Annotated in this window: 17 protein-coding genes and 1 riboswitch; of the genes, 3 read left to right on the top strand and 14 right to left on the bottom strand. The window is 47.9% G+C overall.

What is annotated here, in order from left to right:
- Nucleotides 1–135: 135 nt before the first annotated feature.
- The 4 genes from MHB84_RS20320 to MHB84_RS20305 are packed head-to-tail and all read right to left on the bottom strand — an operon-like array spanning nucleotide 136 to nucleotide 6,982.
- On the bottom strand, nucleotides 136–1,878 hold the full coding sequence (locus MHB84_RS20320; RefSeq protein WP_076287884.1) for an allophanate hydrolase: 1,743 nt from the start codon (nucleotides 1,876–1,878) through the stop codon (nucleotides 136–138).
- Nucleotides 1,875–5,600, bottom strand: coding sequence for an urea carboxylase (gene uca / locus MHB84_RS20315; protein ID WP_076287883.1), 3,726 nt, complete (start codon nucleotides 5,598–5,600; stop codon nucleotides 1,875–1,877). Before uca ends, MHB84_RS20320 begins: the two co-directional genes overlap by 4 nt.
- The gene (locus tag MHB84_RS20310; protein ID WP_076287882.1) at nucleotides 5,593–6,267 is read right to left on the bottom strand and encodes an urea amidolyase associated protein UAAP2; all 675 of its coding nucleotides are present in this window, start codon (nucleotides 6,265–6,267) and stop codon (nucleotides 5,593–5,595) included. The genes uca and MHB84_RS20310 overlap by 8 nt, the downstream gene beginning before the upstream one ends.
- 1 nt (nucleotide 6,268) lies before the next feature.
- Nucleotides 6,269–6,982, bottom strand: a complete 714-nt coding sequence (locus tag MHB84_RS20305; RefSeq protein ID WP_076287881.1) for an urea amidolyase associated protein UAAP1 — start codon at nucleotides 6,980–6,982, stop codon at nucleotides 6,269–6,271.
- A gap of 72 nt (nucleotides 6,983–7,054) precedes the next feature.
- Nucleotides 7,055–7,175, bottom strand: a riboswitch (guanidine-I (ykkC/yxkD leader).
- A 239-nt stretch (nucleotides 7,176–7,414) separates the two neighbouring features.
- Between MHB84_RS20305 and MHB84_RS20300 the strand changes: the two genes are divergently transcribed.
- Together MHB84_RS20300 and MHB84_RS20295 are read left to right on the top strand one after the other, a co-directional pair.
- Complete coding sequence (locus tag MHB84_RS20300; RefSeq protein WP_076287880.1) at nucleotides 7,415–8,740, top strand: APC family permease; 1,326 nt, start codon at nucleotides 7,415–7,417, stop codon at nucleotides 8,738–8,740.
- Nucleotides 8,741–8,919: 179 nt separating this feature from the next.
- Complete coding sequence (locus MHB84_RS20295; RefSeq protein ID WP_076287879.1) at nucleotides 8,920–9,549, top strand: TetR/AcrR family transcriptional regulator; 630 nt, start codon at nucleotides 8,920–8,922, stop codon at nucleotides 9,547–9,549.
- Between the two features lie 293 nt (nucleotides 9,550–9,842).
- Here MHB84_RS20295 and MHB84_RS20290 read toward each other — a convergent pair whose 3' ends face one another.
- Nucleotides 9,843–13,376: an S-layer homology domain-containing protein gene (locus tag MHB84_RS20290; protein ID WP_143764552.1), complete on the bottom strand. Its 3,534-nt coding sequence runs from the start codon at nucleotides 13,374–13,376 to the stop codon at nucleotides 9,843–9,845.
- A gap of 614 nt (nucleotides 13,377–13,990) precedes the next feature.
- Between MHB84_RS20290 and MHB84_RS20285 the strand changes: the two genes are divergently transcribed.
- A complete protein-coding gene (locus tag MHB84_RS20285) occupies nucleotides 13,991–14,947 on the top strand; it encodes a hypothetical protein (protein WP_076287877.1) in 957 nt (318 codons plus the stop codon).
- Nucleotides 14,948–15,022: 75 nt separating this feature from the next.
- Here MHB84_RS20285 and pstB read toward each other — a convergent pair whose 3' ends face one another.
- The 9 genes from pstB to MHB84_RS20240 form a co-directional block, all read right to left on the bottom strand.
- Nucleotides 15,023–15,778, bottom strand: a complete 756-nt coding sequence (gene pstB / locus MHB84_RS20280) for a phosphate ABC transporter ATP-binding protein PstB (protein WP_179087129.1) — start codon at nucleotides 15,776–15,778, stop codon at nucleotides 15,023–15,025.
- A gap of 53 nt (nucleotides 15,779–15,831) precedes the next feature.
- Nucleotides 15,832–16,740 carry a phosphate ABC transporter permease PstA gene (gene pstA, locus MHB84_RS20275; protein ID WP_076287876.1) on the bottom strand — a complete coding sequence of 303 codons (909 nt, stop codon included), beginning with the start codon at nucleotides 16,738–16,740 and terminating at the stop codon, nucleotides 15,832–15,834.
- Nucleotides 16,737–17,705: a phosphate ABC transporter permease subunit PstC gene (pstC, locus tag MHB84_RS20270; RefSeq protein WP_076287875.1), complete on the bottom strand. Its 969-nt coding sequence runs from the start codon at nucleotides 17,703–17,705 to the stop codon at nucleotides 16,737–16,739. The genes pstA and pstC overlap by 4 nt, the downstream gene beginning before the upstream one ends.
- A gap of 107 nt (nucleotides 17,706–17,812) precedes the next feature.
- The gene (locus MHB84_RS20265) at nucleotides 17,813–18,676 is read right to left on the bottom strand and encodes a phosphate ABC transporter substrate-binding protein (protein ID WP_076287874.1); all 864 of its coding nucleotides are present in this window, start codon (nucleotides 18,674–18,676) and stop codon (nucleotides 17,813–17,815) included.
- Between the two features lie 52 nt (nucleotides 18,677–18,728).
- Nucleotides 18,729–20,123, bottom strand: coding sequence for a stalk domain-containing protein (locus MHB84_RS20260; RefSeq protein WP_256716737.1), 1,395 nt, complete (start codon nucleotides 20,121–20,123; stop codon nucleotides 18,729–18,731).
- Nucleotides 20,124–20,404: 281 nt separating this feature from the next.
- Nucleotides 20,405–21,271: an aldo/keto reductase gene (locus MHB84_RS20255; RefSeq protein ID WP_076287873.1), complete on the bottom strand. Its 867-nt coding sequence runs from the start codon at nucleotides 21,269–21,271 to the stop codon at nucleotides 20,405–20,407.
- A gap of 70 nt (nucleotides 21,272–21,341) precedes the next feature.
- On the bottom strand, nucleotides 21,342–21,773 hold the full coding sequence (locus MHB84_RS20250) for an RrF2 family transcriptional regulator (protein ID WP_076287872.1): 432 nt from the start codon (nucleotides 21,771–21,773) through the stop codon (nucleotides 21,342–21,344).
- Nucleotides 21,774–21,843: 70 nt separating this feature from the next.
- Nucleotides 21,844–22,728 carry an AraC family transcriptional regulator gene (locus tag MHB84_RS20245; protein WP_076287871.1) on the bottom strand — a complete coding sequence of 295 codons (885 nt, stop codon included), beginning with the start codon at nucleotides 22,726–22,728 and terminating at the stop codon, nucleotides 21,844–21,846.
- 35 nt (nucleotides 22,729–22,763) lie between these two features.
- Nucleotides 22,764–23,591 carry a sugar phosphate isomerase/epimerase family protein gene (locus MHB84_RS20240; RefSeq protein WP_076287870.1) on the bottom strand — a complete coding sequence of 276 codons (828 nt, stop codon included), beginning with the start codon at nucleotides 23,589–23,591 and terminating at the stop codon, nucleotides 22,764–22,766.
- Between the last annotated feature and the right edge of the window lie 5 nt (nucleotides 23,592–23,596).

Genomic DNA, 23,596 nt, shown 5'->3' with positions numbered 1-23,596 from the left:
AAGTTCAGGCAAAGCACCGCTTTTTCTATCAGTTACCGCTTGGTTCCCCCATCTAAACATACAGCAAAAAGTCTTTCAGATCATATCCGAAAGACTTGTTTTTGACACCTTATTTATTTATATCGCTAATCCCACTCAAGTTCTAACCCTTGTCTCAATCCACTTTCTCCATCCGCCCGAGTCACTGATCTTCTCGGCACCTTCCGCAGCGTAGGCCTCACAGACAAATCCGCTCACGCTTCTGCCATCGATCATCTCGACTTGACCGATGCCAAGCGGGGCGGGGATAGACGCGGTGAAGGCTCCAAATGAAGCGCGCGGCATCTCCCACAGCTCGACTTCAATGGATGAGCCGCCTGTCACTGTGCGCACAAGACCAGGCTTGGCTGGCGTGGTGGGCAGTGCATACATCTCATACACAGGCGCCGTCAGCGACTCTTCCCGAAATACGGCACCGAGTCCAGTCATCTGGGGTTCCAGTGGCATTCCGCGCAGGTGAAGTCCGCACACAGCAACCGTAATGACATCTTCCTGCTGAAGCAGAAGTTCAGATGCCACGATGATATTCGCTTCTTCTTCCGGGCCGGCAAACAGTGTTATGCCAAAAGGAAGCCCTTCCTCTGCCCAGCCTGCGGGAATCGCCACGGCACTCAGATCAAGCAGATTGCAATGGTTGGTGTACAGTCCCATCTTGCTGTTCGTTTCGATTGGATTCGTGATCACCTGCTCGCGGGTCCAGGTTCCCCCACATGTCGGCAGAATCAGCACGGCATCCTCCAGCAAAGTCGCGGTGTGCCGCCGAATCTCTGCCAAGCGATGCTGGGCCTTGAACAAGGCTGAAGCGGTAAAGGCTTCTTTTTTCCCAGACTCCAGTACCGTCTTCGTAACCGGAAAGACCGCTTCCCCATGTGCCTCCACATATTCATCCAGATCAGACCAGCGCTCCGCAACCAAAGGACCTTCGTACAGAAGTGCCGCCGCTTCTTGTAGCATGGCAATATCGATCTCTTTCACAGCTACGCCGGATGCTAGAATGGCTTCCTTCTTCCGGTTCCATGCCTCTTCATACGCTATAGCATAAGGGCCATAGAATTCCAGTGCATTGGACGGCAGCAAAAAGGTACGCGGCATCTCCCCTCGACTCAACGGGCGATGCACAGAATACGGATCTTGCACATCCACACCCCGAACCACCTCGTCCACGCGCTGTGTATCGACCAGCTCATGAGCGAATACAGTGACGCAATCGATGCTGCGACAAGCGGGAATGACTCCAGCCGAAGGCCATGCACCCACCGCCGGCTTATATCCAACAAGATTATTCAGCGCTGCTGGCACACGTCCTGATCCGGCGGTATCCGTTCCGAGAGCAAACGCCGCCTGACCAGATGCTACCGCTATGGCCGACCCCGAACTGGAGCCACCGCTGATCAGTTCGGGACGAAGCGCATTATGTGTATCACCATACGGACTGCGTGTGCCCACAAGTCCGGTGGCGAACTGATCCAGATTGCATTTCCCCACCGGGATGGCACCGGCAGCAATAAGTCGTTCTACCACGGTCGCATGGCGATCCGGGACATAAGCGTAGTCAGGACAAGCCGCCGTAACCGGCCAACTGGCTACCTCGATATTGTCTTTGATGGCAAACGGAATGCCCCATAACGGGCAATCCTCCGGTTTCATCTGCGCCAGTCGATCCAGGAACGGCTGTATCCGTTCAAGGGTCGGCGGCAGAATCCAGATGTTACGATCCCGGGCATGCTCTGCCCGCTGGATAATGGCCTCGATCACATCCTGAGGGGTGAAGTGGCGATGGCGATAAGCCTTTTGCAAGTTAGCTACGGTGAATTGCCCTGGTACAGATGATTGGCTCATGACGCGTTCACCTCTTCTACAGGATGTATAGCTGCAATGCAGTCCCCGGCACGAACCTGATCCCCCGATGAGACATAGATGGAAGCGACAATTCCGTCATACGGTGCCTTTTGCGGGAACTCCATTTTCATACTTTCTTCTATTATAATGTCTTCGCCTTGGAGTACCTTCTGACCCACTTCCACAAGCACCTTCCATACACTGCCGGACATCGAACTGTTCACTTCCAGACTTCCTTCGGGCAAAGCCTCTTGCTCCGCCGCACTCGCACCTTCCGGTTCGGACACATGTTCTGCGATGCCAAGCTCCTTCCAGTACTCCCGCTCCTGCTGGAATGCAGCCTGCTGTGTATCCCGGAAACGTGCGGAAGGTTCCTGAATCTCTTCCAGCCAGCTAAGATATTCGCCCAGATTGAACGTCGTCTCTTCCACGTCAACCACCATCTGCCCACGAGGGAAATCCTCTCTCATCTGCAACAATTCCTCCTGGGATACCGGATAGAACTGAATCTGATCGAAGAAACGCAGCAACCACGGTTTACCCTCCTGGAAGTTGGCTGTCTCCCTGAATTTGTTCCACATCTGGATCGTACGACCGACAAACTGGTATCCACCGGGTCCCTCCATGCCATAGATGCACAGATACGCGCCGCCAATGCCAACCGCATTCTCCGGTGTCCATGTGCGTGCAGGATTATATTTGGTCGTCACCAGACGATGACGCGGATCAAGCGGTACAGCTACTGGCGCTCCTAGATATACGTCACCCAGTCCCATCACCAGATAGGATGCGTTAAATACCACCTCAGCGACTTCTTCCAGCGAGCCGAGTCCGTTCATGCGGCGAATGAATTCCAGATTACTGGGGCACCAAGGCGCATCCGGGCGTACATTTTGCTGGTAACGTTCAATCGCCAGTTGGGTGGCCGGATCATCCCAGGACAGCGGCAGCTTCACAATCCGGGATGGCACTTCAATCGAATCCAGCGAGGGCAATTGCAAATCCAGTTCCATAATGATCGCTGCGGCTTCCTTCACCGTCATTCGGGTGCTGTCCAGATGAATCTGCAAGGAGCGAATGCCCGGTGTCATCTCGATGAACGGTATCCGTCCACTGTCACGCACCGTTTGCATTAACACATAGACCTGGAAGCGATACAGAAGATCCAGTTCCCGATCTCCATATTCAATCAGAATATTCTCGTCACCAGAGCAACGAATACCAATCTTGAACCGCCGTCCCTGCTCCTCGTAAGCGAGAATTGGCATATAGGCGCCAGAAGAAATATCCAACAGTTTCGGCAAAGAAAGACGTTCGCCCCCCTCGATCAATGCATCGAGATAGGTATGCTGTGCATCCCGGAGCTGCTCGGCTTCTTCCACCGTGATCAGCTTAAACTTTATTTTGTCGCCCGGAGACAACTGTCCGACTTTCCAGAATTCCGCTGACGCCGTTGTCACCGGACATACGAATCCCCCCAGACTCGGTCCATCCGGCCCCAAGAGGATCGGCATATCTCCGGTCAGATCAAGTGCGCCAACCGCATAGGCATTGTCATGAATGTTGGATGGATGAAGCCCGGCGTCTCCGCCATCTTCCCTTGCCCACAGCGGCTTCGGTCCAATCAATCGCACGCCTGTACGTGAGCTGTTAAAATGAACTTCCCACTCCGTCTCCGTCAACTGCTCCAAATACTCCTGTAACAGATATTCCTGCGTGCAGTGAGGCCCTGGAATAACACCAATCGTCCAGGTATGGGTTAGTTCAGGTTGTTGATGAAGAGAGAGCGGCTGCAAAACAGTTCTCCGTTGCAGGTCTTGCTGCACTTGTTGCTGCATTCCCTCTGGCTTAGACTGTTGCACTTGCTCTTGCTCCTGATTCCGCTGCTGACTTTGCTGTTGCTCCTGCTGCCGCTCTAGATGAACTCGCAATACCGCTCCCGTTCGCAGTGCACTGCCCGTATGCCCACCGAACTCCCCCAGAGTAAAGGTTGACGCACTGCCCAGCGTCAGCGGCATATCCAGTCCCCCAGAGACAAGCAGGTAACCCCGCATGCCTACCACAGCTTCACCCAGAACTAAAGTAGAACCCTGAGCCGCAAGTGTGGGTGTGTAAAGCGGAATCGGTATTCCATCCAGCGTTGAAGACATATCCGCACCTGTCAGACAGAAAGTCATTTCATCGCGGAAGCGGTAGGAGCCGCCGCGCAAAGTCATTTCCAGCCCCGCCGCGCCTTCATTATTACCTAACAGGTGATTGCCGATTCGAAACGCAAGTGAGTCCATCGGACCCGAAGGCGGTACACCGATATCCCAATACCCTTTGCGGCCCGGATAATCCTGCACCGTAGTCTGAATCCCGCCGTCCAGCACTTCAATGGCATGCTCTGCCGGACTGAATCCAGCGAGCATGTTCGTATATACCAACCCTTCCCGAAAAGGCTGCGTATCCAGAAACGTCTGAATGTAAGTCTGGTTGGTGGTTATGCCGTATACTCGCAATGCAGCGAGTGCTTCAATCATGCACTCTATGGCGACCTGTCTGGATTCGGCATGCACGATTATTTTGGCCAGCATCGGATCATACAGGGTTGTCACCTGTACACCACTGCGAATCCACGTTTCCACCCGAACATGTTCGGGCCACACGACAGCATCGATCCGGCCATCACTCGGGCGAAAATCATGCAAACAATCCTCGGCATACAGTCGCACCTGCAAACTGTGGCCTTGCGGCTGATGAGCCAGAGCCGCCAGATTTTCCATCTCTCCGGCTGCTTCCCGAACCATCCATTCAACCAGATCAATGCCCAGCACCTCTTCCGTTACCCCATGCTCCACCTGTAACCGGGTGTTGACCTCCAGGAAATAAAACTGTGTTGTCTCCGGGTCATACAGGAATTCGACCGTACCCGCACTGCGATATCCCGCTGTCGCAGCTAGCCTTCTGGCGCTTTCATGCATGGCACTTCGCGTTGCTTCCGGCAGGTTCGGTGCCGGGGTCTCTTCAATAATCTTCTGATTCCGGCGTTGTACGGAACAATCCCGTTCACCCAGTGCCACCGCTTCTCCAAAAGAATTACCAAAGACTTGCACCTCGACATGTCTTGCTCTTGCGATATACTTTTCCAGAAACACGCCGCCATCGTTAAAATTCGCAACGGCCAGTCGGGTTACCGAATCGTATGCCTCTTGCAACGCTTGTTCATCCGTGCAGATGCGCATCCCGATCCCGCCGCCACCTGCGGTGCTCTTGAGCATAACGGGATAACCAATCGCAGCGGCCTGTGCCATCGCCACCTCCAGCGATGGCACCAGCCCCGTACCCGGAAGTAACGGCACAGACGCCTGTTCCGCAATGGAACGCGCCGTATGTTTCAGGCCAAACAGTTCAATATGCTCCGCAGTTGGTCCAATAAACGTAATTCCCTGCTCTCCGCACGCTCTCGCAAAGGTCGCATTCTCACTTAGAAATCCGTACCCCGGATGAATTGCATCAGCACCAGCCACCAAGGCCATGTTCAGGATAAGTTCGGCATTCACATAACTCTCCTTCGCCGGGCCATCACCGATCAGGATGGATTCATCTGCCAGTTCAACATGCAGACTATCGCGATCTGCTTGGGTGTAGACAGCCACAGAAGCAATTCCCATCTGACGTAACGTACGAATGATTCTGACGGCAATCGCTCCGCGATTGGCTATGAGCACTTTTTTAAACATGAGAATCGCTCCCTTCAGCTTCCCAGATCAGCACCTGTGCAGGTGTTGGATTGTATGCATTGCATGGATTGTTAAGCTGTGGACAGTTGCTGATCAACACCGTGACAGGAGCGAGAGCCACCAGTTCCACATACCGCCCTGGTCCCGATACGCCATCTGCAAATGTGAGCTTGCCTTCGGGTGTAACCGGCACATTCATGAAGAAATTGACGTTGGGAGCCAGATCCCGTTTGGAGAACTCCGGGCGACTGGACAGCATCAGCATGAACGTATCCCGGCAGTTATGCATCGGCAGCGTATCATGGGAGTACCGAACGGTATTGCTCTGTGCCGAGCAAGCTCCACCAATCGTATCGTGTCTGCCACAGGTATCCGCGGTAATCTGAAGCAGTTCCCGACCCGACTCCGCAACCAGCACTGATCCGGTCGTCAGATACAGGTTTTGCTGTCCAGTAATCGTTTGAATAGCACTATAGTGATCCCCCGGATCTTCCGTAGCATAAAAGAGTGTATCCACCGCCTGATTCCCTTCCAGATCGACAATGCGGAGTACCTGGCCTGCGGCCAGATCATGAATCCATCCATCCCCTGCCTGGATGATGTGGTCGTAGATCGCTGTGGCGGGTTCCCGTGTGCTCGTGGTCGCTACAAATGTTGATGTGCTCATATTAATAGGCCCCTTTCAGTAACGATTGTGCTTGCCAGGTATTTTCAAATGCTCTCCGATTCTCCTCACAATGAACAAGGCAGCGATCATCTTCCTTCACAGGTTCGGCATCACTGAACGTCAGCTCAATAACTGAATCTGGATAACGCCCTTCCGGGTCCAGCGGATTCGGTGTATTGGATACGACGAGAAGAAGTTCCATTTCCGTGCGAAGCGTTATCGAAGTACCTGCAGTCGGTTGCGATTCGTATCGCATCGTGCCATCCAGCTCACAGACCACTTTGGAAAAAAAGTTAACCGGCGTACAGAGATCACGAGGCGTCAGCCGATGTCGATACATCTCTACCACCAGATTCTCATATCCGCTGCGGTACCAGTCATTTCGCTCCTGCTGATAGGTCGTGACTCCATATTTGCGATCCGTACTTCGACGTGTTGTGTATCCCGACAACGTATCATGCCAACCCGTCGTGTCATCGATAATGGATGCAAGGACACGGCCCTGATCACTCATCAACACATGACCAGATGTCAGGTATGCGGTGTGTTGCGCCTTGAGTGAATCCGGCATGTTGTAACGTTCGGAAGGATCAGAAGCCTGAAACAGAAGTGTTGTCAGGTTAGCGCGATCCCCCGCTGCTGTCATTCGAATGTTCTTGCCCCGGCTAATGAAACCTGACCACTTGCCACCTGCTTGGATGCGAATTGAAGTCATATCAGTACCTCCTGTGTAGTAGAAAAAAATATAAAAAAGCCCGGGAGAAATACCAAAAATGAATTTGGTACATTCTCCCGGGCTTTTTTCCCGCCGTGTACATGGATGTGAGCAAGATCGGCTACTTCCATGCGTTTTCTCTCGGACCAGGCAACAGTGTGAGCCACCGTTCGGAACCCTAGAAAACATTTTGTATTCGGTTGGTGTTGATGTGAACAATCCTAACACACAATAAAAAAAGTGACAAGAATATTTTTATTTTAATTATTTTCTTCAATATAGCGATCGGATTCATGTTATATTTTCAGGAGTTTCCACCTCTTTTCACGAAAAAAAAGCTTGTGCTTTCCAAAAAACCTTGGTTAAATGTGAGGTGTCATGACAAACGCCAATGCAAAAAATCGATACATTCCGAAATCAGGGGGAGATTCTATGTCAGATAAACTAACTTTGAAAAGAGACTTATCGTTGTCTCACGTCGTGACCATGGGTCTGTCCTGGATGTCACCCATGATCTTTTTCACCAGTTTCGGTGTGTTGCATGAAGGTTCCAGAGGCATGCTACTGGCAGCTTACTTGCTTGCATTTATAGCCATCTTGTTCACCGCGCTCAGTTATGGTCAGATGGCAAAGGCGTTCCCCGTGTCGGGATCAGCGTATACCTATGTAACCAAATCCATGAACCCATTTATCGGCTTCCTTGTCGGGTGGGCCATCCTGTTGGATTATCTCTTCTCCTGTATTATCGCCGTGCTCATGTTCGGTATTAATCTTCACGCACAATTCACCTCGATACCTTCCTTTGTCTGGATTCTGTTATGTACCCTTGTGGTCATGATCATTAATATTATCGGGATCAAAACATCAGCCAATGTCAGCAAAATCTTCGTAATCATGCAGATCCTGTTCATTGCAGGTTTTTGCTCCTTACTTGTATACAGAGCATTTCAGAGCGGGATCACCGGAGGCTGGAATCCGCTTAATACTCAAGATGGTGTCCCCATTTCCACGATTCTTGCCGGAGCTTCGCTCGTATGCTTCTCGTTCCTTGGTTTTGATTCCATTACGACCATGACCGAAGAAACGAAGAACCCAAGGAAAACCATCCCTCGGGCCATCATAATCATCGTTTTATTGGCAGGACTAATGTATTTCGTCACAGCTTTCCTGATTCAGCAGATGTACCCGTCGTTCACGTTTAATCATGTCGATTCCGCAGGCTTTGAACTCATGCAATCGATCGGTGGTCCTTTACTCGCCTCGATATTCACCTTTGTCATTATATTCTCTGTACTATCCCAGGGGATGTCTTCCATGACGACCGTAACACGTCTTATGTTCGTGATGGGAAAAACGTCCTTGTTGCCACGAGCATTCGCATCACTCCACCCTATACTTCGAACTCCGGTGTTCAACATTGTTCTCATGAGTGTCATCTCGTTATCGGCTATGTTTATCAGCCTGGAGACAGCGATCATGTTTGTTAGTTTTGGTGCATTAACCGCATTTCTGTTCGTCAATCTATCCGTTATATTCCACTATATTATTCGTGAAAAACAGCGTTCTCCCCGTGATATGTTCGTACGTTTCCTATGTCCGCTACTCGGCGCCGGATTCGTATTTTATCTTATCACGCTACTCGATGTTTCCTCGTTGATGCTTGGCTCCGGATGGCTCGTAGCTGGACTCATATACTACCTTGTTAAACGTTTGAAGCCCGCAACCATGAGCATATCCAAAGTGGATGAAGCCTTGTAAACAAAGGTGATTTTGTTCAATGGTACTTTGATTGTTCAGTTGTTCGTTTGATTGTGTCTGTTAGTGAGGGCACACGAGATGTGCGGGTAGTGCTTAACCCACAGACAGAATGATAGGGCACAGCATGTAGAGTCAGCAGATAGAGTAATATAATAGCACGTGTGATGGGAGGGATTACAATGACGTTGGAACGGATCAAACAAGCTTCCCTGATGTTATTTTCCATTCACGGCTTTGACGGCACTTCGTTGCAAACCATTGCACAACAAGTCGGTATACAGAAGCCTTCTATTTACACATATTTCACAAGTAAAGATGCGTTGTATCTCGAATTACTGCATGATTCACTTACACAGGAGTTGGATTTCGCCCGTCAGTTAACGAAAATTCGTTCTGACGGAGCTTTCAAAGAAGTGCTCTTTCAATTCTTGTCCAGCTTCATCGATCGTTACGAGAGCGAACCGAGTGTTTCTTATATGCTCAAAACATTCCTTTATCCTCCTCAGCACCTGCAAGCTCCAATTCAGGACTTGCGTAATCATTATATCGATGAATTGGAGCGTATTTTGTTCACTGTGTTCAGTAAGGAGCCGGCGGATCAGGAATTCTACATATCCCTTGCTAACTCTGGACAATATCAGGTTGTTGTTCCCTTGCAGAGAACGAAACCTTATCCCCCTGCTGAAAGCTCCTTCGCCTTTTTCATGGTTCATCTGCAAGGATTGTGGGTTGAGTTGCTACGCAGCGGTGCGGAGCGTGCCTACGTCAGATTGCAGAGAACATGGCCTCTGGTTAGTGCTTCAGTATAATCAGTAGCTCAGCATAGAAGGACTTCAGCAAAAAATCATAAGAAAAAAGGCATTCCCTGTCATACGTCATACGGAAGACAGGAAATGCCCTTTTGGGGGTTGCTCTGCGGCTTTGCTCGATGCCTTTTCTCTATCGCTTTGTTCTGGAATTCGCTTCATTCTAACGAATTGAGGATACGCTAATTCCCTCTTTTTTGTACAATTCCGAATTGTAACGAATTACAGAGACGTTATCTCGACAATATGGGCCGTTTTTTATCTACTTATATACGGTTAATTCTCTTCTTCACTTCTTACACGTACATTGCGAGCAGCAGCTGATAGATCATTGCCGCGGCTTCCGCACGGGTCGTCATATTTCCTGCACGAACCGTATTGTCCGTATAACCATTCACAATTTTGGCCTGAACGGCTGTATTCAGTGCATCTTGTGCCCAAGCCGGAGTTTGCGACTCGTCAGTGAAGCTTGGTTTTACAGCAACATTGCTCGTTCCCGACTGTGCATCTGCACTTAACTTCAATGCATTTGCCATCATCACAGCCATCTCGGCACGAGTGATTGTCTGATTAGGCTTGAACGTGTTGTCTCCATAGCCCTTCACGATTCCGGCTTGCACGGCTGCGGCAATATCACCTTTCGCCCAGTCTGGCAGACTGCCTTGATCTGCAAACGTCGTATCCGACTGCACGGACTTCAAAGCCAGTGCCTTACTCATTAACGTAACAAACTCTGCCCGTGTAATCTTCTTGGATGGTTGGAATGTACCATCTGTGTATCCCTGGATAACGTCCATGCCAATCAAACGATCTGCATAGTCGGATGCCCAGTGTCCGTTCAGATCGGACATATTAGCAGCTGTGTAACTGGACACAACAAAGGTACCCAGATGATTCACATTAGCCGATATTGTTCCTGCTGCATTCGTCTTACCACCAATGAATACCCAGCTCTGACGGGCTTCATTATAATAGTAGATCGCTGGCTGTGTTCCTTGTGGCAGCTTGGAAGTATCATATTGCAGACTCAATGCTGCCTGATCGTTCAATGTCCGTCCTCCACTGCGAGTAATCTGTACTGCTTGGCTCAGAACATTCAGCGAAGCTGCATTCTGTAACTGGTCCTTGGATACAACGGACAGCTGCAACGTATCTTTTTCCCCAATAGCTCCAGCCGGAGCGTTGAATTGCACGATGTCTTTCAGACCCGTTTGTACTGGCTGATTCGCTTCAACCTCTACCTTCACTTCAGCAGTTGAATCTGATCCCGTATCCGGGTTGGTTGGTGTGGTTGGAACGGTAGGCGTTGTTGGTACGCTTGGTGTGCTTCCACCGGAATTCCCTCCAGCGTTGCCTCCATCACTACCTGAACCCCCGCCGCCATTACCCGAACGGGCTTGTACGGTAACCGTACGTGTGACTTCCTGTGCAGCATTGCCGGCAATATCTTTCACGTTATAACGAAGGGTGTAGACCCCCGCTGCTTGTGTGTTCACTGTGCCGTCAATTTGCACGGAACCACTGATGCCCACATTATCGGTAGCCTGTGCTCCAGGGTCGTTATACGTATCTCCCACGGTTAATGACATTTGGCTGCTTCCTTGCAGGGTGATGACAGGAATTTCGCGATCTATTTTGACCACCAATGGTAAAGTATAGGTTTCGTTCAAATCGTCTGTCGCTCTGAATAACAGCTTATTCTCTCCCGACTCCGTTATCTCCAAAGGCGTATTCTCTGTATACGGTTCGTACGTCTGCCCTCCATCACGAGACAACTCAATAGTCGCCGAAGTGGCTGGCGCGTATACTGCGCTGGTTACACTAACCGTTACGGACTGGTTTGTCCATGTATCCGTATGATACGGCTGGCCGTCAGCGGTGGTCATAGTACCATTTAACACCAATACCTGATTATTTGTTCCTTCCACAATGACAGTGAACGTTCTGGTATCCATTTCGCTGCCACGTTGTACCGTTGCCGTCAATTCCAGTCGCTCATTATTCTCAGGCTGTGTAAGAAGTTTTCCCTGTGCATCCATCAATTCCGGGTTGGAGCTGGACCAGCTAATCGTGGCTCCATGTTTTCCTTCAACAGGAAGGGTAAGGTCGGAAGTGACCGCGTTCAGATCGCCCAGATCAATCGCTTGAAGCGTATCCGTTACCGCCTGTGCATCACTGTAAGGTGTAGAACTTACAAAGATCGGATTGGAGTAGAACCACAGATCGCGATAGTTCTGATCATTAATCTCGTTGAACCGAGTCTCTGCATCCGCTGTTGTGATCTTCGGATCAAGTTGTGGTTCACCATTTACGGTCTCTCCTGCAACGTTCATGCCCAGATTTGTACCACGCAGGCGATAATATTTATCCTGGTCCGTTGCTTTGATCTTGTACGTGATGACATTGTAACCTTCCGAATCTGTTGTCCAATCGTTGGACGTAAAGGTTGCCAGTACTTTGGTGGAGTCGTTCGTGTCTTTGGAATATGCGGGTGTGCCCTTCTCAGCCTTGCCCGTCACATCTCCGGCGATGAGATCCACGTGATCTACCAACGGTACTTGTCCAGCGGATGTGCCGCTGTTGATAGGTTTTTCATAGTTGTTGCTCGTGGTTGGACTCTTGAAACGGATTTTCAGTTCCACTTCGTCACCTTGGGTCACACCCAGGTCTCCGCCCATTTCAGCTTGAGTACCCGCGCCGGAAGCCGTGAAGTCCAGTGCGTTGATCAGATCACCGAAAACGGAAAATGATTTCCCTGAACGCAGTCCTTCCAGCACGGCTTGCATCCCAGTACCATCAACCCAAGAATAGGTCTTGGCGTATTCGCCCGGAAAATAACCGCTGGAATTCGTGTCAATCGTCTTGAAATGGTAATCCGAATTGCCATAGTTCCAGAAGTGACGCCCTTCTCCCAACAATGCATCCCACAAACCGCCCACCTTGGCGACCATATAGTCCACACCGCCGTATGTACGGTATTTGTATCCATCATCTGCGGTCGGATTAGCTACATTGTATGTTGTGTTGTACCCACCGCGATCCGGTTCCATCTGGTTGCCCAGCATACCTTCGATACCAAAAACAACTTGTGGAGCCAGATCGTTGAACTCACGGAAGTCCGCGATGGTATATTTGTTTTTGCCCCGTGAAGGGTGATTGATCATCGCATAACTCGTCGTTGGATACTTGGTTGCCAGCCAATTGATAGCAGCTAGTGCATCCTGATGAGTTGTATAGGCACGTCCCCCCGTCAGATCCCAATTCGCTACGTCAGCCGCATCGAACAGATTCGCATCCCGATTGGTAAAACGATACTCAAATTCGTTTGCAGCTTCCAGCGCTTCAGTCGAATTCGGCTCATCTGTGAGAATACCCACCCCAACGTGTTCATGTGTCGGCATGTCCCATTCGAAACCGGAGAAGATCGTTTTGCCTGCGTATTTGCCCGCTTCCTGAAGTGCTTTGATCTGTGGCACCTGGTATTCGTTCATCCCTTTGGACATCGGAATCGATCCACCTGGAATGTCTACTCCATTCTGATCCCGCTTGGATAACCGCAAATGATCCGTAAGTGCGATCCAGTCCAGACCATACTTCGTCAGTCCCGCGTCGAGTACATTTTCTAGCGAATTCTGTGCATCATCGGACTCAAAGGTATGTACGTGCAAATCCCCCGTTTGCCATGAACCTGTTGCCGAGCTGTTGGTTGGTGTGTTATCTCCCGCATCCGCATAGGTTACTGCAGCAGGGAAAGCTCCCATTACAAGGCCCGTAGCCAGTGGTATAAGCGTAAGCATAGCGAGCATTTTCTTTCCTTTATTGTTGAACAAAATCATCCCACCACCGTTCTGAGTTGTTGTGTCGGGAGTAAATATAAGAAACTTTGGGGGCAGGGTCAACGCAATGAAAGCGCCTATTAAAAATTTGACATATCCCTGCATCACTTTATATTTCGTTAACGATTTCTTTTGCTGTATCTACGAAGATTATGCTCTATCATCCTCCATATTGAGGTGCTGGAATGGACTAGAGAGAGGTTGCAAGAGGGTGAAGAAAAATTCAGATTTTGTTCACCATTCAGGAAAGTTCCACCACAGCTAGTGGAGCATTAGGAAGATAATTAACATAGCAAGGGTGATGAAGAGGTATAAATGAAGGTCTTTGTAAACATCTGAGGGCGGTGCATCTGCCCAATATAGAAAAAAGAACCCACGAATGCACAGGCGCAATGCGCCCTGAATCCGCAGGTACTCTGGGTTTGACTGGGTTTTGATTTAGCTTTTACATGTTTACTTTTGTGAAGGGGAAGTTAACGGGTTGTGAAATGTGTGCACTCTCTACTTTATATTTAAACTAGAAAAATTCTCCCAATAAACCGATACTATTGAAGATGGCTCTGGCTCATTAGACATAGATCATATTATATAGAAGGAGTTGCACACTTTTGAGAAGATTTTATCAAGGTTTGGGGCTAACTATTATAGCTTTAATTTTACTATTACTAAGCTCTACTCCAACAGAAGCATCATCGAAGAAAATAAATTTAAAATTGTCAGATGGAGCGACGTTTTATGGCGAAGTTTTAAACGGGAAACCTCATGGTAAAGGGACAGCGAGGTGGGGAGAAACCGAAATATACTCTGGAGATTGGGTGAATGGTAAGCGGCAAGGAAAAGGCAAGTATACATATAAATTAGTCGAAGGTGCGGGTGTACCCTTTGATGATTATGATGAATCTAACATGGGTAAAGGAACAGGTGAATTCACAACAAAAACCTACAACGGATCGTGGATTAATGATACATATCATGGAAAAGGAAAAGAAATTACGCAATGGTTAGAAGTACAGTATCTTACTTCTGACAACAAGGTTCATCCTATACCTAGTATTTACATAAACACCATTAACGATGGAACATTCAATCAAGGCAAGATGTCTCAGGGTTATTACGCAATCCATTCCTCAGATATTGTTTCACTAAGATATACAGATTACACGACGACAATCACCCTCAAAAACTATTATTTCAATGGAAAGTTAACCGGGGACCAGTACTTTTTTGACACGATTATCAATTATAAAAAGAAAGACGGCTCTTCAGAAAAATATATTGGGATTAAACCTTCCGAATTCTCCAAAGGCACATTAACTAGTGGCAAATTCACGGGGTCTACGCATCTAATCGATTATGGTAATCCAGTTAGTTATTCTAAACAAGTCGTAAAGAACGATAATGTATTAAAAGAGAATTCCATAACATCAGCCGCATTTGATAAAGATCGCAAGAAAATCCTTAATGAATTCCTTCAAGCGATTAAACCTTATTCAGCAAAACTCAATAACATTTCCAACGAGATCATGTCATTAAAAGAGATGGACTATATGGGGATGATTCCCTAGGTAGTGAAGATCACAAATGAGAAAAAAGCCTTTCAGATCATATCCGAAAGACTTCCACCTCTTGCCGATTCAAAATCAACCAAACCGACCACTAATATAGTCCTGCGTACGCGAATCAACGGGCTCGGCGAACATATCTTGGGTCGCAGAGTATTCCACGACCTCGCCATTCAGGAAGAACACCGTCTGCTGGGAGACCCGAGCTGCTTGCTGCATATTGTGTGTGACCATCACGATGGTATAACGTTCCTTCAACTCATGAGCCAACTCCTCGATCTTGAAGGTCGAGACGGGATCAAGCGATGCCGTAGCCTCATCCATAAGAAGAATGTCCGGCTCCACTGCCAATGCACGTGCGATGCAGAGGCGCTGCTGTTGTCCTCCGGATAAACTTAACGCGGAACGCTTCAAGTTGTCCTTTACTTCATCCCACAGGACAGCAGAGCGCAGGCTCTGCTCGACAATCTCATCCAGCTTCTTTTTGCTGTGAATGCCGTGTTGTCGTGGACCGAAGGCCACATTATCGTAGATGGATTTCGGAAAGGGATTCGGCTGCTGAAAAACCATACCGATCTTCTTTCGAATAGTTTCCACATGAACTTCACCACTGTAGATGTCGGTTCCCCCTACGGCCACTTTACCTTCAATCCGTGTGCCGGGTATCCGGTCATTCATGCGGTTGAGGGTTCGCAGCAGCGTCGATTTGCCACAGCCCGACGGTCCGATAAAAGCGGTAATGGCCCGCTCCGGAATTTCAATGGAGACATCCTTAAGCGCCTGAAACTGACCGTAATATAAATTCAATTTGTTGATCTCAATGATTGGCTGCACAATGGTTCCTCCCGGTGTTGAAATTGATCTTGTTACTGGATACGCCTGACACATTAGGCTTGATTTTTGCGTGCATTCAGCCAAATTGGCACACGGAACAGAATATTAATGAGCAAGGCCACAAAGATCAACACAGCCGTTGTCTTTTGCGCAATTTCCTCGGCATCGGGCACAATCGCTTCGGATTGAATGTACCACAGATGTACAGCAAGGGTTCCTCCTGGCGATAGCAAATTGAAGTCCCACATTTCCCCGGATGTAGACACCCCTGCGGTCAGAATAATGACGGCACTCTCTCCGAATGCCCGACCTGCCGTAAGGCAAATGCCTGTCATGATCCCGTTTATAGCCACCGGCAGCAATACATTACGGATCGTCTGCAAATGGGTAGAGCCAAGTGCAAAGGACGCATTACGAAGTTCAACTGGAACCGCCCGAACCGATTCCTCGGTTACCCTGGTAAGCACAGGCAGATTCAGAAAGGCAAGGCTGACGGCGGCGCCCAGAATGGTAAGACCAATTTCGAAGAACTCCACAAACAGGGCAATACCAAACAATCCAAAGATGATGGATGGAACAGAAGACAGTCCCTCCACGCAAATCCGCACGATCTCCATAAGTTTGTTGTTTGGAGCAAATTCCGCCAGGTAAATCCCGGCCGCCATGCCGATGGGAATCGAGATCAGGAGGGATAGAATCAGCACATAGAACGAGTTAAACAGCGCCGGCCCGATCCCTCCTCCTTCTTCAATCTCGCTTGGAACACCGTATAGAAAGTCCCAGCTCAGCAAAGGCAGCCCTTTTTCCAGAAGAAGAAATAACAGTCCAACAATGAATAAAATGACGATAATCCCTACACCCCATACCATGCCCGTAAAAATCCGGTCCATCAGCGTGGATGCACCTCTGCGTTTGCCGAACGAATAGGCGGGGACAGCGTTCGCCTGTTTCTTCATACTCATGAGTAGCGTCCCCCTTTCTTCTGAAGCATTCTTACGGCTACAATCATCAAGATGGAAATGGCAAGCAGGATAAAGCCCATCATATACAGCCCGTGATTCCAGGTGGAATCGAATTCGACGCTTGAGATTTGCATGACAATATTACTTGTCAGCACCGCTGTTGGTGTAAACAGACTGTTAGCGAGCTGCGCCGTATTGCCGATGACCATCACCACCGCCATCGTTTCTCCAATGGCACGAGTCATCCCGAGAATGACGGCGTACATGATTCCGCCTCTTGCAGCAGGCAAGACCACACGAGTTATGGTTTGGAATCGGTTCGTACCAAGTGCATAAGCTGCATCCCGGTATTTGTTCGGTACAGCAGATATGGCATCATCACTGATCCGGCTAATGGTAGGCAGCACCATAATCGTCAGAACGATGGACGCTGCGAGCAAACCGTCCGCCAGATCATGTCCACTGATATCCCTAAGCCAGGGGATGAGAATCGTCAGTCCCAAGAAACCGTATACCACAGAAGGAATACCCACCAACAGATCCAATACGGGTCGCAGAATATGGCGAAGCCATTTTGGCGTCATTTCGGCCAGAAACACCGCAATGATGACGGAGATTGGAATAGAAAACAGCATCGTGAGCCCCGTCAGTGCCAGCGTTCCCAGAATAAAGGTCAGTGCACCATAATGCTCATTTTCCGGGTCCCAGTTGGTAGAGAAAAAGAATTCGCTGAGCGAAACATCCTCAAAGGTCAGTACGCCCGTACGAAGCATAAGGACCAGAATGCATAACAGCACCAAACAGACGAACAATGTACTTCCAATACAGATCATGCGAAACAGTTTATTGGACCATCTTAAACGCGCCTTACGGTCAAACCGGGTTCCCGATCCGGGAGCCTTGCCGATGCTTGAACCAAGCTCACTCGGAGCAGGGCTGTTCGTGGATGGATTTAAATCGATCATGAAGGGCTCTTCCTTTCACATAGAGAAGCCAGCTTGGCGACCGTGCGCAGAAGCTGGCTATCCCTTTCCTTATGAAATGCGAGAATGATGGACGTTCGAAGCTTTCGTTATTTAACGGCAGCAAGCGGAATGAATTTCAGTTTTTTCAGGGAACCGTTTTGGAACTTGCTGCTTTGGATATACTCGATGAACGCTTTGGTTGCTCCCGTAGGTTGACCTTTGGTCATGTAATATCCAATACCCCATACTTTGTATGTTTTGTTCAGGACGTTTTTCTCTGTTGGTGCCACGCCATTGATGGATACAGCCTTCATTTTGCTAGTTACATACGGAAGGTCAATATAACCGATTGCATTTGGTGTCGTTTCAATTGTTGTTTTCATATCGCCGCTGGAGCCAACCTCTTTGTAGTTATCCCCTTTGCTCAAGAAGTCCTTGCCATCCAGTGCTTTTTGTTGGAAGTTAACCCGTGTACCGGAACCAAATTTACGGTTAACCACAACGATGTTGGCATCCGATCCGCCGACTTCCTTCCAATTAGTCACTTTGCCGGAGAAGATGTCTTGCAGTTGTTTTGTTGTCAAATTGCTTACACCCACATTGGTATTAACGACAGCAGTGAACACTGTTACAGCTACCGGATTGGCTACCAAGCCATCAAATTTCTTGAAGCCAGGTACATCTTTGGATGCATCCCAGTCTACAGCGCCAATGTCCGCGATCCCTTTACGAACGGATTGAGGACCTGTGATGGAACCTGCTGCGGAAGCGGAGATTTTAACTTTTGGATTATCTTTTTTGAATTCGCTGGCAGCTTGAAGTGTCAGTGGAAGTAATGCGGAGGAACCGTTAATGACAATTTTACCTTTCTCTGTGCTCTTGGCAGCTGATGCTGTCGTTGCGCCACCCAGTCCACCAATCAGAGATACAGCCATAAGCATTGCTGTGAAGGGTTTGATCCATTTTTTCATGTTAATTAACTCCTCTCGAATGAAAAAGCTTGTGATCATATTTGATAAAACATTACTTCGTAACGGCTCTCCAGCTTCCGTCAGCTTGTACCAGAACTCGGCCGTTCTCAACCACAGAGATTTGTGTTCCGGCAACCGCGATGGAGGATACATCGGAAGATACGGTGTATAGCTTGGTTTGTTTTCCAGTTACCGGGTCGATCGAAAGGATCACGCTGTTGCTGTCATCCTGGGCCGCCAGTACATACAAGGTTCCACCCGACAGAATAGCTTGTTCTACATCGTACTCGGCATACACCGGCGTAGACTTTTGAGATGAATCCACAGACAGCAACGATGCTTTACCGTCTTCGGAAGGTACACTCACGTAGTAGGCTTTTTGTCCGTCAGCAGACCATACAAATACCTTGTCGTCGGTTGATGTTGTGAGCTTCACAGCCTCTGGTTTTGAATCTCCTGTGTTATACGAAAATATTTGCTGTTGATTGGATGAGAAATCAATGGAGACATTGTCTTCATCCACATTGGTTGTATCCGAAGTTACGGTACCAAGTGTTGTTACGGTATAGATGAATTTCTTGCCGTCAGCAGAGACATTCAGGTTTTCCTTATAATCTACCTTGTCTTCGACCACTTTCGTAATCGCGCCATCTGCCAGATTCAGCTTGGCAATCACGGACCCTTTATCCCCTTGTAGGAAGTAGATTGCGCTCCCGTCAGCAGACCATACCAATTCAGGCTTGATGCTGTTGTCGCTCGTGATCAGTTTCGAAGCCTTGGTCTTCAGATCAATAACATAAACGGCTCCTTCGGCATTCGTATACGCCGCTTGATCACCACTTGGCGAAATAACGAGATCCGATCCACCGTCTGTCGTTAACAACAACTCATATTTGCCGCTTGTTGTATTCACGACATAATCGTTTCTGCCATTGTTATCGCTCTTGGAGACAATCAGCTTATCTGCTCCGGCAAAACGAGGATTCTCGACTTCATCAATCAAGGATACCGTACTGATCTCAAGCAGTCCGTTTCGCTTGACAATCGTACCGCCAACGCCCGACACCAGTGGACGAAGAGCGATGTAACTTGTACCACCGATGATGGTAACCGGTTGATTCAGATTCACTTTGACGTCATCTACTACGATTTGTTTACTATTGTTTTGGAGCGTCAAACTGTGATCATTCAGCTTGATCACCGTCGTTCCGCTATGTACTTCGGCTTGTGCTCCGATAGCTTTGATCACATCACGAAGTGAAACGAGTGTCTCGCCATTTTTAACGATGGAACGAACGACGGCGCTGTTACCGTTTATTGTAAGCGTGGAATTTTGCACCTGAGCTGTATTAGCCGCAGGTTTCACTGCAGGAGCAGCCGATACTGCACTAACCACAGAAGTACCTAACACTGTTGCTACCATGGACACCACTAACACCTTTTTCATTGACATTGGCTCTTGTCACCCTTCTCTATTCCATTTAATTTGCCTTGTTTTGTCATGCCCTGCTGTCTGGTATTCTGCATGTATCGTCTTTATGAGAGCTTGTCCGGCTCATCCCCCCAAACTTCCACGTTCATAGTAAAAATGACCTATCACGATTGTAATTATAGGAGAGATTTGTAAACGGAAAATCCTGGAATTGTTAACGAATTGTCAATGTTTTCATAACACACAAAAACGAGTCGTTGGAATATGACCCACGACTCGTTTTTTGTCTTTTTTCCCTAGATAAAAAGTTTCATCAATGTATTAAAAATCGGATTCACAATATAACCTGTCGGATGGATAGAATACCTCTTACCCGAGTTCAGACGGCTGATCTTTTCCATTTCCTCAACGGACAGTTCAAAATCAAAGATTTCACTATTCTCTCTGATCCGCTTTGGATTGGATGATTTGGGAATCAGGATGACGCCCCGTTCCAGATGCCAACGCAAAATCACTTGAGCCACCGTCTTATGGTGATGATCAGCAATTTCCTTCAGTATCGGATGCTGCAATAACACTTTATTCCCCTGTCCCAACGGACCCCACGCCTCATGCAAAATCTGATGTTTGTCCATATAGGCACGTAGTTCGTTCTGCGGGAATTCTGGGTGCGTCTCGATCTGGTTGATCATCGGCAAGATTTTCGCGTGCTTCCTTAATTCTTCCAGATGCTGAATCTCGAAGTTCGCGACCCCAATGACTCTGATCTTGCCTTCCTCGTATAATTCCTCCATGGCTTTCCACGTTTCGATATACTTTGGCGAGGCAAAATGGATTAAATACATATCGAGGTAATCGACCTCCAGCTTGTTTATCGTTTCCTGGAAAGCTTTCTTGGTCGCTTCATAGCCATGATCCGTATTCCAGACTTTCGATGTGATAAAGAATTGCTCGCGCGGAATCTGACTATGCCGGATCTCTGCTCCAAGCGCTTTCTCATTCCCATAAATTCGGGCAGTATCAAAATGTCGGTACCCGACCTGAATGGCCTCGCGAGTCGCAGTTGTAAATTCTGCTTCTTTCGTTATTTTGTAAACCCCAAAACCCAGTTGAGGAATGGGAACCCCGTTTCTGGCTTCAATCACTTTTGTATGCAAATTCATTTTGACTGCTCCTCTCCAAAACAAAATATACTCGATATATATTATATCTAGTTAAAGCCAAAAAAAGAGGTTAACCCTTTCTTTCTTCATGAAACAGATCGGTTAACCGTATGTCTTTTAAATAATTCTGCATCGCGATCTCCGCGCCTTCAAGGTGATGAATGATCTTTTCTTTCACGTCATCCACGTCTTGTCCCTGGAGTGTTACATCGGTATGAACTTTAAACAAGTCTTTGCCGGGTTCAACCGCCAGGAATACGTCCAACATCGTGATTTCCGATAAAGGCTGAGCAAGCAATATGCCGCCCTTGGCCCCTTCTTTGGCCATTGTCAGTTTGGCGTTATTCAGGTTGCGAATGACTTTTACCGTCGTAGGAACCGGAATATTTAATTGCTCCGAAATCAACTTGGTGGATAAATAATTCGAACAGTTCTCCTCAGATAGAACGTGAATATAGAGCAGAATAGAGATTCCTTGTGATAAGGCTGTAGAATATGCCATTTCATTCATCCTAACTATTTCTTTTCTGAATATACTATATATCTTTTATGTTTAGTTAGCAACTATCAGCCTATTCCCACTCTACCCTCGATTTCATCGCTGCATATTTACTGGGAGTGATACCTACAGCAGCCTTGAAAGACCGACTGAACAGATGAATACTCGAAAAGCCAACTTCCTCGGCAATCCGGGTTAAATTATGTGTTCCTTCAATAATTCTTTTCTGGGACTGCTCTATTCTGATATGCGTCACATATTTGTGAAGGGTAATCCCCAGCTTGCTTTTGAACAAATGCGATAAATGGTTCGTCGATACACCGACATGTCTACTGATAGCTACATTATTTAATTGAGGGTCGGCGTAGCATTCATGAATATAACGAATCGACTTTTCAATGAATGCCCACCCCTTGGTCATGTTTCCCTCTTGGTCTTGATCTTCGGATTGATTTTTGAAAAAAAGATGCAGCAACTCCAAACATATGGATTTCGTAATTAACGAAGATCCTCCCCGCTGCTCCTGAAACTCCTTATGCATGAGCGCAAATCTCTTTTTCCATTCAATTCGATCGGCTAGCTGCAAATGAGAGATTGGGCGTATGGAAGCCAGCTTCATTTCCCTATCCGCCAGATCAGGTCGTTCACTATGAGCTGCACTCGTATTCTTCAATAAACTACGCTCTTCCTCATAGTACAGATCAAAATGAAAAATATACTGAATCAATGGCTGCGTGGAGGTGGACCGAATGATATGAGACATGAATGGATGCATCAGCACAATGTCGCCTTCTTTGACCAGGTATTTCACACCACTCAAGAAGAACTCCGCTTCCCCTTGTTCAATGTATGTATACACATGATCGTGGTCTATCCATTCCCCTGCCAAAGAAAATGATTCCGTCACTCTTGCCGCTCTTACGAATGGCGAAATGCTATTCATCCATGGCTCAAACACATGTATTCCTCCCCACTGCCTTCTCACTGATCCGTTTATATTGTCGCAAACACTTTATCGAAGCCTGCTTTGGACTTGGCAAACAATTCACTTGAATCGACAGTTGGCGTTGGTGCAAGCACCTCTTGAGATACGACGCCAGTGTATCCAATCGCTTTTAGATTCTTCAAGAATCCCTGCAGATCAATTACTCCCTCGCCAGGGTATAAACGCTCATGATCCAGCAATTCTTCAATGGGCAGATCATAAGCATCATTGATATGAACATGGACAATCTGTTCCTTCTTAAGATCCAACACTTCTTCGATCTTTAATCCATTCGTATGCCAATGATAGGAATCCACCAATAAACCAACATTGGGAGCATGAATTGTTTCGATCCAGTCAAGCGTATCCTCCACACTCCAAATAAATGGATTCTTCCATTGAGTGCGCAGATGATGGCAACCCACAAATTCCAGGCCCAGTCGAATTCCATAGGCGTCCAGAATATCTGCACACAATCTCAAGCGTTTGGTAGCTGCCGCCATAAATGATGCTGCTGGCTGATCTGTGGAAGGTAAAATATAGGTACAACAGCTGTAACAGTTCAATGCAGCAGAGGCTTCTGCCATTTGAACCAGCGATTGAAGACCATCACGAAACTGTTCATCTGTGGTTCTCCAGTCTACGGTCAGATCGGATGAACCGATGATCACCTGATTGCTTTCCAACAGATGTTTGGCCTGTTCCTTGCCAACCTCTTCAATGAATGAGAGCGGATTCAAATCTACAGACTGAAATCCGTATTTTGCAGCATTCGTAATATATTGTTCATTGGACTCGATGTTCCCTAAGCCTGCTCTTGTTAACCCTCTAATCATCATAA

Origin of the sequence: Paenibacillus sp. FSL F4-0087 (assembly GCF_038020215.1) — a bacterium.
GTDB lineage: Bacteria > Bacillota > Bacilli > Paenibacillales > Paenibacillaceae > Paenibacillus > Paenibacillus taichungensis.
This window is presented reverse-complemented; position numbering and strand designations above follow the sequence as displayed.

What these genes read in the sequence shown, in the direction of transcription:
- uca (WP_076287883.1), bottom strand. Translation starts at nt 5,600, where the DNA reads ATGTTTAAAAAAGTGCTCATAGCCAATCGCGGAGCGATTGCCGTCAGA.
- MHB84_RS20260 (WP_256716737.1), bottom strand. Translation starts at nt 20,123, where the DNA reads ATGAAAAAGGTGTTAGTGGTGTCCATGGTAGCAACAGTGTTAGGTACT.
- pstC (WP_076287875.1), bottom strand. Translation starts at nt 17,705, where the DNA reads ATGATCGATTTAAATCCATCCACGAACAGCCCTGCTCCGAGTGAGCTT.
- MHB84_RS20310 (WP_076287882.1), bottom strand. Translation starts at nt 6,267, where the DNA reads ATGAGCACATCAACATTTGTAGCGACCACGAGCACACGGGAACCCGCC.
- MHB84_RS20305 (WP_076287881.1), bottom strand. Translation starts at nt 6,982, where the DNA reads ATGACTTCAATTCGCATCCAAGCAGGTGGCAAGTGGTCAGGTTTCATT.
- MHB84_RS20265 (WP_076287874.1), bottom strand. Translation starts at nt 18,676, where the DNA reads ATGAAAAAATGGATCAAACCCTTCACAGCAATGCTTATGGCTGTATCT.
- MHB84_RS20320 (WP_076287884.1), bottom strand. Translation starts at nt 1,878, where the DNA reads ATGAGCCAATCATCTGTACCAGGGCAATTCACCGTAGCTAACTTGCAA.
- MHB84_RS20240 (WP_076287870.1), bottom strand. Translation starts at nt 23,591, where the DNA reads ATGATTAGAGGGTTAACAAGAGCAGGCTTAGGGAACATCGAGTCCAAT.
- MHB84_RS20300 (WP_076287880.1), top strand. Translation starts at nt 7,415, where the DNA reads ATGTCAGATAAACTAACTTTGAAAAGAGACTTATCGTTGTCTCACGTC.
- MHB84_RS20295 (WP_076287879.1), top strand. Translation starts at nt 8,920, where the DNA reads ATGACGTTGGAACGGATCAAACAAGCTTCCCTGATGTTATTTTCCATT.
- MHB84_RS20250 (WP_076287872.1), bottom strand. Translation starts at nt 21,773, where the DNA reads ATGGCATATTCTACAGCCTTATCACAAGGAATCTCTATTCTGCTCTAT.
- MHB84_RS20255 (WP_076287873.1), bottom strand. Translation starts at nt 21,271, where the DNA reads ATGAATTTGCATACAAAAGTGATTGAAGCCAGAAACGGGGTTCCCATT.
- pstA (WP_076287876.1), bottom strand. Translation starts at nt 16,740, where the DNA reads ATGAGTATGAAGAAACAGGCGAACGCTGTCCCCGCCTATTCGTTCGGC.